An 11,760-nucleotide genomic window follows, 5' to 3' on the forward strand; every position below is an offset into this window, starting at 1 on the left:
CTGTGAGCACACCCGGTCGACCGGCCCGCGCCGGCAACCGCATCACCGACATCGCAGGCATCTCCGTGGGGCATGCGCATCGCATCGACGACGATGCGCGGGTGGCCGGGTCCCCAGCGGCGCCCGACGGCCACGGATGGGCCACCGGCACCACGGTCGTGCGGGTGTCGGCACCGGGCGCGATCGCCGCGGTGGACGTCCGCGGCGGCGGTCCCGGTACGCGCGAGACCGACCTGCTCGACCCGTCGAACACGGTGCAGACCGCGCACGCGATCGTGCTCGGCGGGGGGAGCGCCTACGGGCTGGCCGCCGCCGACGGCGTCATGCGCGCGCTCGAGGCCGACGGTGTGGGCCTACCGCTCGACGATCGGGGCCATGTGGTGCCCATCGTCCCCGCCGCGGTGATCTTCGACCTGCCGGTGGGTGCGTGGGATCACAGGCCCGACGCGGACTTCGGAGCGGAGGCGGTCCGGTCGGCGCACACCGAGTTCGCCGTCGGATGCGTCGGCGCAGGTGTCGGTGCCCGGGCCGGCGCGCTCAAGGGCGGGGTCGGGACGGCATCGGTGACGATCGACGCCGGCCCCGCGGCCGGGATCACCGTCGGTGCACTGATGGTCGCCAATCCGGTCGGTGCGGTCATCGACCCGCAGACCGGGTTGCCGTGGGATCTGGGCGAGGCCGAACTCGCCGATCTCGGATTGTCCCGTCCGTCGGCCACCGACCTCGACCGGCTCGCCGACCTCGCCGCGAAACAGACCGTGCTCAACACGACGATCGGTGTCGTGGCGACCGACGCCGTCCTCGACGCCCCGATGACCAAGCGGTTGGCGATGGCCGGGCACGACGGTCTCGGGCGCGCGATCCGGCCGGCGCACTCGCCGCTGGACGGAGACACGGTCTTCGGCATCGCGACCGGCGCGGTTCGGCCGGCGACGCCCGTGCCGGCGCCAGCGGGCATGCACGCCGACGTCGCGGTGGTCGCCGAGGTGTGCCGGGTCGCGGCCGACGTCGTCCAGCGGGCGATCGTCGACGCGGTCCTCGCGGCGGAACCGATCGCATCGATCCCCACCTACGCGCAGGCGGCGCCGTCGGCGTTCCGATGACCGCTCCGCGGGCCGGGCTCCGACGCCCTCAGCCGTGCCCGCTGGTGCAGCCCCAGTAGTAGATCGACCCGCCGCCCGCGTAGTAGAGCGCGTTGGCCTGGGCGGTGTAGAGCCGTGATCCCGTGCCGTATCCCCAGTAACTCGGCGACGACGCGATCGCGCCGCACCCGTTGACGAATTGCGCGACGACGCGGCAGTCGTCGGCCGGGCAGACCCGCGTCGCGGCGGCGGAGGCCGCGGCGTACGACCCGTAGTCGAGGGCGCGGCCGACCGAACCGGTCGACGGCGACAGCGCCAGCGCGCCGTAATAGTCGTAGTACGCGTGCGCCGGAGCCGGGTCGGCGACCGCGGTGCCGACGAAGGCGGAGGCAGTCGCCGCCACGGAGGCGGCGAACACGGTGACACGTCGGGTCAGGCCCGGGCGGGTGGATCTCACGGAAGCTCCTCGGTGTGCAGTGGCAGAGGTGGGCATGGTGTTCTAACCTCCGGCCGGTTCACGGGTGGGCTGGCCGGGAGTCGGGGTGCCGGAGGGGGTCTCGGTCGGCGTCTGGATCACGTCGGGCTTCTCCACGTCGACGGTCTCGTTCCACTTGGTCAGGTCGACGGTGATCGTGGTGTCCGGGTCCGCGGGGTTCGGGGTGAAGACGAGCCGGGCGAGCTGGTTGGTCCCGGTGGTCAGCCAGACAGTGGTCGGAACCGGCGCGTCCTGCGGCCCGACGACCTGACGCGCGCCGGTCAGCGCGGCGAGGGCACCCGCCGGCACGGTGCCGTTGATCTGTGCCGTCTCCGCGCCGTCGACGGTCTCCGAGCCGACCTTGGTCGGGTTCTGGAATTCGCTCAGCACGTTGGCCAGGCCGTTCTCCGGGTCGAGGAACACCGAGACGTCGTAGATGGACTTCCCGTCCCCGTAGCTCAGGTATCCGTCCCCGGCGATGTCGGCGTAGAGCACCCCGTCGACGTAGACGAACGGGGCCGAGGCCTCCTGTGGGTCCTTGGTGCCGAAGACCACGGTGGCCTCACCCTTGGCGGCGTCCGCCGGGGTGGTCACCAGATCCGCGGTGACCTTCTTCGCGTTCAGGTTCGGGACCGTGCCGTCGACCACGAGGTCGAGGTGGGCGCCGGTCAGGGCCTCGGTGTTCGTGGCCGCGGCGGCGAGCTGGGCCGCCGGGTCGACGATCACCGTGGTCGAGGCCGACGCGCTGGTCGCGGTCGGCGAACCCGTCTGGGAGGTGGAGCATCCGGTCAGAACGATCGCGGCGACGATCCCCGTCGACAGTGCGGCCGCGGCCACCCGTTGGGCTCGTTGCATGAGAAGTGCCTCCTCCGTTGACTTTTCGACACACCCCCGGTGCCGTTGGGACGCAACACTAGCGGCGTCCCGCGTCGGATCGGGGGTACGTACGGTTGCCGAATGACGTCTCGTCGGATGACGGTCGATCCGCTCATGCAGCCCCGCGCGTCGAGGTGGAGGGACCTGGTGGCGGAATAGGTGCCGCGACGCCGACGTTGCACGTCGGCGAGATCCGCCACAATGGGGACACCCGCGAGGAGACCTTCGGAAATGACCTCGGGGTGCGTACACGTCTGGACAGGAGAACGGGACACCGATGCTCACGATCGGGCAGGAGCTGGTCGACGCCATGGTCGCGCACGCACGCGCCGACCATCCCGACGAGGCGTGTGGGGTGATCGCCGGGCCCGAGGGGTCCGACGACCCGCAGCGGTTCATCGCGATGGTCAACGCCGAGCGATCGCCGACGTTCTACCGCTTCGACTCGGCCGAACAGCTCGCCGTCTGGCGCGAGATGGACCGCCGCGACGAGGAGCCGGTGGTCATCTACCACTCGCACACCGCCACCGAGGCGTATCCGAGCCGCACCGACATCTCCTACGCGGGAGAGCCCGGCGCGCATTACGTGCTGGTGTCCACACGCGATCCGGAGACCACCGAGATCCGTAGCTATCGCATCGTCGATGGTGCGGTCACCGAAGAAGAGATCGAGATCAGGAGCTGAGAATGTCTGTCACCGTATCCATCCCGACGATCCTGCGCACCCACACCGGCGGGGAGAAGCGCGTCGAGGGGTCGGGTTCGACGCTGGCCGCGCTGATCGACGACCTCGATTCGGGCAACGCCGGCCTGAAGGAACGTCTCGTCGCGCCCGACGAGAACGGCACCGCCAAGCTGCACCGCTTCGTCAACATCTACGTCAACGACGAGGACGTGCGCTTCTCCGGCGGCCTGGACACCCCGATCGACGACGGCGACGAGGTGACCATCCTGCCCGCGGTCGCCGGCGGCTGAGCGTGGCACGTTATGACTCCCTGATCGACTCGGTCGGCAACACCCCGCTCATCGGTCTGCAGCGGCTCTCGCCGCGCTGGCACGACTCCGACGACGGCCCGCACGTCCGCCTCTGGGCCAAGCTCGAGGACCGCAACCCCACCGGGTCGATCAAAGACCGTCCCGCCCTGCGCATGATCGAGCAGGCCGAACGGGACGGGTTGCTGCAGGCGGGGTCGACCATTCTCGAGCCGACCAGCGGCAACACCGGCATCTCGCTCGCGATGGCGGCGAAACTCAAAGGCTACGAGCTGATCTGCGTGATGCCGGAGAACACCTCGGAGGAACGCCGTTCGCTGTTGCGGATGTTCGGGGCCCAGGTCATCTCCTCGCCCGCGGCGGGCGGGTCCAACACCGCGGTCGCCGTGGCCAAGGAACTGGCCGCGGCGAACCCCGACTGGGTGATGCTGTACCAGTACGGCAATGCGGCGAACGTCGCGGCGCACTACGAGGGCACCGGACCCGAGCTGTTCGCGGATCTGCCCGAGATCACGCACTTCGTGGCCGGTCTCGGGACGACCGGCACCCTGATGGGCGTCGGGCGGTTCCTCCGCGAACGCAATCCCGACATCGAGATCGTCGCCGCCGAACCGCGGTACGGCGACGAGGTCTACGGTCTGCGCAACATCGACGAGGGGTTCATCCCGGAGCTCTACGACGACTCGGTGCTCACCCGGCGTTTCTCGGTGACCGGCGTCGACGCGGTCGCGCGCGTCCGCGAACTGATCGATCTCGAGGGCATCTTCGCGGGGATCTCCACCGGAGCGATCCTGCAGGCGGCGCGTGGCATCGGCCGTCGCGCCCTGAAAGCGGGTACCCGTGCCGACATCGGGTTCGTCGTCCCCGACGCGGGATGGAAGTATCTGTCGACCGGGGCGTACGAAGGTAGTCTCGACGACGCGGAGCAGGCACTCGACGGCCAGCTCTGGGCATGATCCCGCTACCGAGGAACTCCGCTACCCGAGGAACCACCAGGCCATGAGCTCGTACACCCCGCCGGTCGGGCAGCAGCCCACCCGGCGCACCCGCCCGCTGTGGTTGCGATCGGCGATCATCACCGCCTGCATCGTCGCGGTGCTGTTCGTGATCGAGGCGATCGACGTGGCGACGAGCGTCGATCTCGACCAGAACGGCATCGAACCACGACAGGTCGACGGGCTCGACGGCATCGTGTGGGCGCCGTTCCTCCACGGCGACTGGCAGCACCTGTTCGCCAATCTGATGCCCGGCGCGGTGTTGTGTTTCCTCGTGCTCATGACGCAGCGGTTCCTGATCGTCACCGGCATCATCTGGGTGGTGTCGGGGGTCGGCGTCTGGCTGTTCGCGGCGCCGTACTCGGTGACCGTCGGGGCGTCGGGCATCGTGTTCGGCTGGCTCACCTTCCTCATCGTCCGCGGTCTGTTCAACCGCGATCTGTGGCAGATCCTCGGCGGCCTCGTGCTGTTCCTGGTGTACGGATCGATCCTCTGGGGCGTCCTGCCCTCGGATCCGCTGATCTCCTGGCAGGCCCACTTGTTCGGCGCGATCGCCGGTGTGTTCGCGGCGTGGGCGCTGGCGGCTCGCGATCGGCGCAAGCCGGCGGCCACCAACCCGGGGGTGGCGCCATAATCGCGGCGGGCGGCCAGGACGCACCCATCGGGATCTTCGATTCGGGCGTCGGCGGGCTGACGGTGGCACGCGCCATCATCGACCTGCTGCCGGACGAGGACATCGTCTACATCGGCGACACGGCCAACGGGCCGTACGGACCTCTGACCATCCCGGAGATCCGCCGGCACGCCCTCGCGATCGGCGACGATCTCGCCGATCGAGGGGTGAAGGCCATCGTCATCGCCTGCAACACCGCGTCGGCCGCCTGCCTGCGCGATGCTCGCGAACGGTACGCACCGATCCCGGTCATCGAAGTCGTGCTGCCCGCGGTGCGTCGTGCGGTGGTCGCCACCAAGACGGGCCGGATCGGCGTCCTCGGCACCGAGGCCACGATCTCTTCACGGGCGTACCAGGATTCGTTCGCGGCGGCGCGGGACGCGGTGATCACCGCGGTGCCGTGTCCGCGATTCGTCGACTTCGTCGAACGCGGGATCACCAGCGGCCGGCAGATCCTCGGGCTCGCCCAGGGATACCTGGAGCCGCTGCAGCAGGCCGGGGTGGACACCGTGGTTCTCGGCTGCACGCACTATCCGTTGCTCTCAGGGGTCATCCAGCTCGCGATGGGCGACGAGGTGACCCTGGTGTCGAGCGCGGAGGAAACCGCGAAGGACCTCTTCCGAGTCCTCACCGAGGCCGACCTGCTGCATCCGCACACGGGCCGCGACGCGACCCGCGTCTTCCAGGCGACGGGCGATCCGGACCTCTTCGCGAAGCTCTCGAACCGATTCCTCGGTCCGGTCATCGGAGCCGTGCAGCACGTCTGAGGAACCCACCGCGCTTCGCCGCGCAGTTGTGACCCGTATGCCGACGCCCGGGCGCGGAATCGTGGCACAGTGGGGCCTATGCGTCTCACGGTCCTCGGGTGCTCGGGCAGTGTGGGCGGGCCGGGCGCCGCGTGCTCCGGTTATCTGCTCTCCGTTCCCGGTGAACAACCGGTACTGGTGGACTGCGGCCCGGGAGTCTTCGGTGAGCTGCAGCGCGTTGCCGACCCCAGCAACGTCGCCGTCGTCCTCAGCCACCTCCACGCCGATCACTGTCTCGATCTCCCCGCGATGCTCGTCTGGCGGCGGTACGCGCCCGAGCCGGCCAGCCGGCGGGCACCGTTGTACGGGCCGCACGGCACCGCGCTGCGGATCGGCTACGGGTCATCGGAGTTCCCCGGCCAGCTCGACGACATCACCGACACGTTCGACGTCCACGAATGGAGCGACGATCAGGAGATCACGCTGGGCGGGATGCGGATCCGGGCGATGAACGTCAACCACCCGCCCGACACGTTCGGCTTGCGGATCACCGGACCCGAGGGGCAGGTGATCGCCTACAGCGGGGACACGGCGCCCTGCGACGAACTCATCGATCTCGCGGCCGACGCGGACCTGTTCCTGTGTGAGGCGTCGTGGACGCACGCGCCGTCGGAACGCCCACCGGATCTGCACATGTCGGGGATCGAGGCGGGGGAGGCCGCGACCAAGGCCAACGTCCGTGCGCTCGCCATCACCCACGTCGCGCCGTGGTCGGATTCCGCGGAGATCCTCGCCGAGGCCCGCAGTACGTTCTCCGGTCCGACCGAGCTCGTCAGCCAGGGACAGGTCATCGACCTCACCTAGATGTCGTGCGCGCGCCGGTCGTTACAGTGAGACCCGTGACCACACGAGCTGACGGCAGAGCCGACGACGAACTCCGTCCCATCACGTTCACCCGCGGGTTCACCAGCCACCCGGCGGGTTCGGTCCTGGTGGAGTTCGGCAAGACCAGGGTGATGTGCACCGCGAGTGTCACCGACGGCGTGCCGCCCTGGCGTCGTGGTTCCGGGCTCGGGTGGCTGACCGCGGAGTACGCGATGCTGCCGGCCGCCACCCACGATCGGTCGTCGCGTGAGTCGGTCAAGGGGCGGGTCGGCGGACGCACCCACGAGATCAGTCGGTTGATCGGTCGCTCGCTGCGCGCGTGTATCGATCTCGGCGCGCTGGGCGAGAACACCATCGCCCTCGACTGCGACGTCCTGCAGGCCGACGGCGGTACCCGCACCGCGGCCATCACCGGCGCCTATGTCGCGCTGGCAGATGCGGTCACCTACCTGCGCGCGGCGGGCAAACTGTCCGACCCGCAACCTCTTTCGTGCGCGATCGCCGCGGTGAGCGTCGGTGTCGTCGACGGCCGTGTCCGACTCGACCTCCCCTACGAGGAGGATTCGCGGGCCGAGGTGGACATGAACGTCGTGGCCACCGATGCCGGCACCCTCGTCGAGGTGCAGGGCACCGGCGAGGGAGCGACCTTCCCGCGTTCGACGCTCGATGCGCTGCTCGACGTCGCCGCCGTCGGTACGGAGAAGCTGTTCGAGGCTCAGCGCGCGGTGCTCGCCGAACCGTACCCGGGTGAACTCCCGGGACGGGCCTGATGTCCTCGGTGCTCCTGGCGAGCCGCAATGCCAAGAAGCTCGCCGAACTCCAGCGCGTCGTCGATGCCGCGGGCATCACCGGGGTCGAGATCGTCGGCCTCGACGCGGTGCCCGACTACCCGGAGGAGCCCGAGACCGGCGCCACCTTCGAGGACAACGCGCTGATCAAGGCTCACGCAGGTGCTCGAGCGACCGGATTGCCCTGTCTCGCCGATGATTCCGGTATCGCGGTCGATGCCCTGAACGGAATGCCGGGCGTGCTGTCGGCGCGCTGGTCGGGCCGGCACGGCGACGACCCGGCCAACAACGCGCTCCTGCTGGCCCAGTTGTCGGACACCCCGGACGAACGCCGTGGCGCGGCGTTCGTGTCGGCGTGCGCCCTCGTGCTGCCGGACGGGACCGAGACGGTGGTGCGCGGCGAGTGGCGTGGACGCGTCCTGCGGGAAGAACGCGGGCCGCACGGATTCGGCTACGACCCGCTGTTCGCCCCCGAGGACGAGATCGCCGCCGGCCGGTCCGCGGCGGAATTGTCGCCGGCGGAGAAGGACGGGCTGAGTCACCGCGGAAAAGCGCTGGCGCAGTTGGTCCCGGCGCTGCGCGCGCTCGCGGGCTGACGCCCGTCGCGTCGACGCGCGGACGAGATCAGCTCGCCGTGCCGGTGTACATGTAGACGCCCAACGTGTGTGGTTCGCCGTCGAGCAGGATGTCCATGTCGTCGGCGCCTGCACGCGACATCCCTTGTCGCTCGTAGAAACCGAACGTACACAGCGAGTCCGTGTACAGGTGGAAGTCCGAACGACCCCGGCCGCGCAGGTGGTCCAGGAACGCGCCGTAGAGGTGGGCGCCGACGCCGTGACCTCGCGTCGTGGAGGCGACGGCGAACAGCGTCAGTTCATCGTCGAGCGGCCTGCCGGTCTGGGCGCCGAGCCGGTGGGCCACCGATTCGTACGCGAAGAAGCCGCGCAGCGACTTCCACTGGGACAGTCCGAGAACGGCGGCTCGGGCGGTGTGCGCCCAGAGGAGCGCCCTGTTCTTCGCCCGCTCGGGCAGGTGAGGCTCACCGTCGACCCGTCCCAGGATGATCCCGACCACGTGACCGTCCTTCTCGGCGACGCGGGTCCAGGTGCTCGCCACCAGTTGCTCACGCAGATAGACCTCGAGTGCGCTGTCGAGAACGCGACGACCGCGGACGTACCGGTGGATGAAGAACGCCTCGTCGATGATCTTCTTGACGTCCTCGGCGTCGGTGGAACGGTATGGGCGATAAGTGATGTCGGTCATGATCCCTTCATTTCGTAGGTGTTGTCGAGTGTGGTTGTCGGGTTGGGGGCGACCGGACCCGAGCCGTGTGTGAGTGCGATGAGGTCTGCTTCGAGTGCGGCCCGGTCGCCGTCGTCGAGGACCGCTCCCCAGAGCGGGGCGGTGTTCGAGCCATCGGCGGCCGCGATGATGAGTCGTGTGATCGCCGGGTCGAGGCCGTCGTCGGCCAGCGTGGTTCGCCAGTGATCGGCGTCCTGCTGGGCGAGTTCGGCCGGGCCCGGTTCGTACATCAGGCTCGCGGCCAAAGCGATCTGGTCGCGCAGACCGGCGGAGTCCCGGGCGTCGGCGAAACTCACCCGGATGTAGGCCCTGGTGAGTCGTCCCGGTGTCTCGGCCTCCTCGCCGGCGACTCGTTCGACCTCGGCCCGGAACTTGGCCATCAGGTCGGCGGCGAGTTCTTCGAGCAGTCCGTCTTTGGCGGGAAAGTGATAGAGCAACCCGCCTTTCGACACCCCGGCCGCGGCGGCGATCTCGGACACCGATACCGCGGCACCCTGGCGCGCGACGAGACGGGCCGCGGCGTCGAGGATGGACCGTCGCGTATCGGCGGCGGTGCGTCCGGATGTGCGTCCCATGTCGTCCTCCTTCTGATCGGATCCGGGGGTCTTCTGACGTCATCTATAACTATACCGTCCAGACGGTACAGTTTCAACCTCCGGGGGAATGCGAGGCTCCCGGCGGTCTCGCCCGGTCCGTCGACCGTGCGTCCGATCCCGTGGCGGATTCAACCCGTCGAGCGTGCGTCGACATTCATCGACCGTGCACGGGAGAGGTGCGAGGGTGATCAGCTGCCGGTGTGGACACACAGCATCCGCGCGACCGAATCGGGCCAGCGGTACTGGGTGGCCCGGTGCCGGGCCGCTCGTTCGCGATCGAGCCGAGGGAGGCTGAGCACCTGCCGGATAGCGCTGGCGAAACCCGACCCGGAATCCTCGGCAGCAGCGCCGCACGTGTCGTCGACGAGGCTCGCGACGGCCGACGAGCGCGATCCGATGACCGGTGTACCGGCGGCCAGTGATTCCAGTGCGGAGAGACAGAACGTCTCGTGCGGCCCGGGGGAGAGCGAGAGGTCGGCGCTCGCGAGGAGTGCGGCGACCTGCCGCCGGTCCGTGAGGTGCCCCAGAAATGTCACCGGTAGTCCGCGCGCCAGGTGTTGCAGCGGGCCTCGCATCGGCCCGTCGCCCGCGACCACCAGATGTGCCGGCGTCCCGGAACGGTGGAGCCTGTTGAGTGCCGCAATGCTTCGGTCGGCGCGCTTCTCCACCGAGAGGCGTCCGCAGTGGGCGATGAGCGCGCCGGTGCCGTCGGACCATTGCTCGCCCAGATTGGGATCGAGGTGCCGCGGGTCGAAGACGTCGAGGTCGACACCCAGCGGAGCACGGACGACGTTGGGCGCCGCGACGCGATCGAACTCCGCGGCGGCGAAGTCGGTGGTGCAGACGACGGTGTCGTAGTCGCGGGCGGTGGCCGCGTTGGCTCGATCGGCGAGCGCCCGCGCCGTCGGGCCGGGCATGATCTGACCGAGTAGGCGGTCGAGGCGCTCGTGGGACACCATCGTCGAGTGGATGTCCCGGGCGCGCGCCCACCGGCCGAAACCGCGGAGGGTGAGGCGGTCAGAGACCTCGAGGGCGTCGGGGTGGAGATGGGCGAGGACGTCGGCGACGCGACGCGCAGACGCGAGGCGGTAGCCGCCCGAGGCGGGGATGCGTGGTGCGGCGACGGTGATCCGGGTGACACCGGAGGGAAGTGCCTCCTCGCCGGGGTCAGCGCCGGGGACGATCAGGACGACGTCGTGCCCTGCCTCCACGTAGCCGGCGCCCCAGCGGTCCACCGCGGTGCGCAGACCGCCGGAGCGTCCGCCGTAGAAGTTCGCGAGCTGGACGATCCGCACGGAGTCCAGTGAGCCGGACCCGGATGAACGGACGTCCAGCGTGGGGATATCAGAGGTTGAACTGCGCCTTCACTTCCTGGGTCCGCTTGTGCTCGAACCAGAAGGACAGGAAGGGAATCGTGCCGGCGATGGCGGTGATGACGGTCTTGCCCACACTCCAGCGCACCTTGATCGCCAGGTCGATGGCCATGATCAGGTAGACGAAGTAGACCCAGCCGTGCACGAACGGCACGAAGTCGAGTGCGTGATTGTCGAAGCCGTACGTCAGCACGAGCTCGACGACGAGCAGCAGCAACCACACGCCGGTGATCCAGGCGAGGACGCGATACCGCAACAACGCGCCGCGGACCTTCTCCACCGGGGCGGCGAGGGCGGGGGCGGTGGAATCGGTCTCGGTCACTGCTGGCCTTTCGATGAGGGTGTGGGTTTCGTGTCGGTCGGACGGGCGTCGGCGTCGCGGAGCTCGGCCAGATAGCGGTTGTACTCGGCGAGGGCGACGTCGTTCGCGGGGTCCGACGAGGTCAGCGACGACGCACTGGGAGTCGTCGGACGTTCGGGGAGGATTCCCTCGGGGATCTGGTCCGTGGACTTCCCGGCGCCGACCCTGCGTGCCTCGTCGGGATCGCTCTCCAGGATGACGAACTTTCGGTAGGCGTAGATCACCGCCGCCGCGAACGCAGGCCACTGCAGGGCGTAACCGAGGTTCAATCCGGAACCAGACGCCGACTCATACCGCGACCACTGCCACCACGCAAGCGCCAGGCACACCACGGCGGCGGAGACGGCGAGCACCGTGAGCGCGGGCCGGTGGGCGCGGCGACGGGTGGAGGACATGCCTACGACGGTACCTGGCCTGCGATGATCAGAACGCGGCCGGTAGGGTGGTCGCCGTTACACTGCGTGACTCCCCGCCACCCTGGGGCGTCGCGCCCACGCGCGAGTGGCGGAATTGGCAGACGCGCTGGATTTAGGTTCCAGTGTCTCAGGACGTGGGGGTTCAAGTCCCCCCTCGCGCACTCTGAATTGTGTTCGGCGCGGTCCGGCGTGACGCGTC

16 protein-coding genes and 1 tRNA gene are annotated in these 11,760 nt (G+C 69.4%); 10 read left to right on the forward strand and 7 right to left on the reverse strand.

Going from position 1 to position 11,760, the window contains the following annotated elements; translation table 11 throughout:
- Positions 1-2: 2 nt before the first annotated feature.
- On the forward strand, positions 3-1,103 hold the full coding sequence (locus tag MHN80_RS16535) for a P1 family peptidase (protein WP_239402686.1): 1,101 nt from the start codon (positions 3-5) through the stop codon (positions 1,101-1,103).
- A 28-nt stretch (positions 1,104-1,131) separates the two neighbouring features.
- Here the strand turns inward: MHN80_RS16535 and MHN80_RS16540 are convergent, their stop codons facing one another.
- The gene (locus tag MHN80_RS16540; RefSeq protein WP_239402687.1) at positions 1,132-1,539 is read right to left on the reverse strand and encodes a DUF4189 domain-containing protein; all 408 of its coding nucleotides are present in this window, start codon (positions 1,537-1,539) and stop codon (positions 1,132-1,134) included.
- Positions 1,540-1,581: 42 nt separating this feature from the next.
- Positions 1,582-2,412 carry an LppX_LprAFG lipoprotein gene (locus MHN80_RS16545; protein ID WP_239402688.1) on the reverse strand — a complete coding sequence of 277 codons (831 nt, stop codon included), beginning with the start codon at positions 2,410-2,412 and terminating at the stop codon, positions 1,582-1,584.
- A 298-nt stretch (positions 2,413-2,710) separates the two neighbouring features.
- On the opposite strand from MHN80_RS16545, the gene MHN80_RS16550 reads away from it, so the two are divergent.
- The 8 genes from MHN80_RS16550 (at position 2,711) to rdgB (ending at position 8,109) form a co-directional block, all read left to right on the forward strand.
- On the forward strand, positions 2,711-3,118 hold the full coding sequence (locus MHN80_RS16550; RefSeq protein WP_004019526.1) for a Mov34/MPN/PAD-1 family protein: 408 nt from the start codon (positions 2,711-2,713) through the stop codon (positions 3,116-3,118).
- A 2-nt stretch (positions 3,119-3,120) separates the two neighbouring features.
- A complete protein-coding gene (locus MHN80_RS16555; RefSeq protein ID WP_064571500.1) occupies positions 3,121-3,408 on the forward strand; it encodes a MoaD/ThiS family protein in 288 nt (95 codons plus the stop codon).
- A 2-nt stretch (positions 3,409-3,410) separates the two neighbouring features.
- Entirely contained in the window at positions 3,411-4,382 is a 972-nt protein-coding gene (locus tag MHN80_RS16560) for a PLP-dependent cysteine synthase family protein (RefSeq protein ID WP_004019528.1), read from the forward strand.
- A gap of 43 nt (positions 4,383-4,425) precedes the next feature.
- Positions 4,426-5,055: a rhomboid family intramembrane serine protease gene (locus MHN80_RS16565; protein WP_064571499.1), complete on the forward strand. Its 630-nt coding sequence runs from the start codon at positions 4,426-4,428 to the stop codon at positions 5,053-5,055.
- On the forward strand, positions 5,055-5,861 hold the full coding sequence (gene murI, locus MHN80_RS16570) for a glutamate racemase (protein WP_174316842.1): 807 nt from the start codon (positions 5,055-5,057) through the stop codon (positions 5,859-5,861). Before MHN80_RS16565 ends, murI begins: the two co-directional genes overlap by 1 nt.
- A 78-nt stretch (positions 5,862-5,939) precedes the next feature.
- Positions 5,940-6,704, forward strand: coding sequence for a cyclic nucleotide-degrading phosphodiesterase (locus MHN80_RS16575; RefSeq protein WP_004019531.1), 765 nt, complete (start codon positions 5,940-5,942; stop codon positions 6,702-6,704).
- A 35-nt stretch (positions 6,705-6,739) separates the two neighbouring features.
- Positions 6,740-7,495, forward strand: coding sequence for a ribonuclease PH (gene rph, locus MHN80_RS16580; protein WP_004019532.1), 756 nt, complete (start codon positions 6,740-6,742; stop codon positions 7,493-7,495).
- Complete coding sequence (gene rdgB, locus MHN80_RS16585; protein ID WP_239402689.1) at positions 7,495-8,109, forward strand: RdgB/HAM1 family non-canonical purine NTP pyrophosphatase; 615 nt, start codon at positions 7,495-7,497, stop codon at positions 8,107-8,109. Before rph ends, rdgB begins: the two co-directional genes overlap by 1 nt.
- 28 nt (positions 8,110-8,137) lie before the next feature.
- Here rdgB and MHN80_RS16590 read toward each other — a convergent pair whose 3' ends face one another.
- The 5 genes from MHN80_RS16590 to MHN80_RS16610 form a co-directional block, all read right to left on the reverse strand.
- Positions 8,138-8,776, reverse strand: coding sequence for a GNAT family N-acetyltransferase (locus MHN80_RS16590; protein ID WP_239402690.1), 639 nt, complete (start codon positions 8,774-8,776; stop codon positions 8,138-8,140).
- Entirely contained in the window at positions 8,773-9,390 is a 618-nt protein-coding gene (locus MHN80_RS16595) for a TetR/AcrR family transcriptional regulator (protein WP_239402691.1), read from the reverse strand. Before MHN80_RS16595 ends, MHN80_RS16590 begins: the two co-directional genes overlap by 4 nt.
- Before the next feature lie 209 nt (positions 9,391-9,599).
- On the reverse strand, positions 9,600-10,706 hold the full coding sequence (locus MHN80_RS16600) for a glycosyltransferase (protein ID WP_239402692.1): 1,107 nt from the start codon (positions 10,704-10,706) through the stop codon (positions 9,600-9,602).
- Positions 10,707-10,755: 49 nt separating this feature from the next.
- A complete protein-coding gene (locus MHN80_RS16605) occupies positions 10,756-11,106 on the reverse strand; it encodes a DUF3817 domain-containing protein (RefSeq protein WP_004019538.1) in 351 nt (116 codons plus the stop codon).
- Positions 11,103-11,540 (reverse strand): transcriptional regulator, encoded by a 438-nt coding sequence (locus MHN80_RS16610; RefSeq protein WP_101822820.1) that lies wholly within the window; start codon positions 11,538-11,540, stop codon positions 11,103-11,105. The genes MHN80_RS16605 and MHN80_RS16610 overlap by 4 nt, the downstream gene beginning before the upstream one ends.
- Before the next feature lie 100 nt (positions 11,541-11,640).
- Between MHN80_RS16610 and MHN80_RS16615 the strand changes: the two genes are divergently transcribed.
- Positions 11,641-11,722: transfer RNA gene (locus MHN80_RS16615), tRNA-Leu, on the forward strand.
- Positions 11,723-11,760: the final 38 nt, after the last annotated feature.

This window comes from Gordonia sp. McavH-238-E (genome assembly GCF_022348225.1).
Classification (GTDB): Bacteria; Actinomycetota; Actinomycetes; order Mycobacteriales; family Mycobacteriaceae; genus Gordonia; species Gordonia terrae.

Coding starts and splice junctions, on each gene's coding strand:
- MHN80_RS16545 (WP_239402688.1), bottom strand. CDS start 2,412: ATGCAACGAGCCCAACGGGTGGCCGCGGCCGCACTGTCGACGGGGATC.
- MHN80_RS16590 (WP_239402690.1), bottom strand. CDS start 8,776: ATGACCGACATCACTTATCGCCCATACCGTTCCACCGACGCCGAGGAC.
- MHN80_RS16550 (WP_004019526.1), top strand. CDS start 2,711: ATGCTCACGATCGGGCAGGAGCTGGTCGACGCCATGGTCGCGCACGCA.
- MHN80_RS16565 (WP_064571499.1), top strand. CDS start 4,426: ATGAGCTCGTACACCCCGCCGGTCGGGCAGCAGCCCACCCGGCGCACC.
- rdgB (WP_239402689.1), top strand. CDS start 7,495: ATGTCCTCGGTGCTCCTGGCGAGCCGCAATGCCAAGAAGCTCGCCGAA.
- MHN80_RS16575 (WP_004019531.1), top strand. CDS start 5,940: ATGCGTCTCACGGTCCTCGGGTGCTCGGGCAGTGTGGGCGGGCCGGGC.
- MHN80_RS16595 (WP_239402691.1), bottom strand. CDS start 9,390: ATGGGACGCACATCCGGACGCACCGCCGCCGATACGCGACGGTCCATC.
- MHN80_RS16555 (WP_064571500.1), top strand. CDS start 3,121: ATGTCTGTCACCGTATCCATCCCGACGATCCTGCGCACCCACACCGGC.
- MHN80_RS16610 (WP_101822820.1), bottom strand. CDS start 11,540: ATGTCCTCCACCCGTCGCCGCGCCCACCGGCCCGCGCTCACGGTGCTC.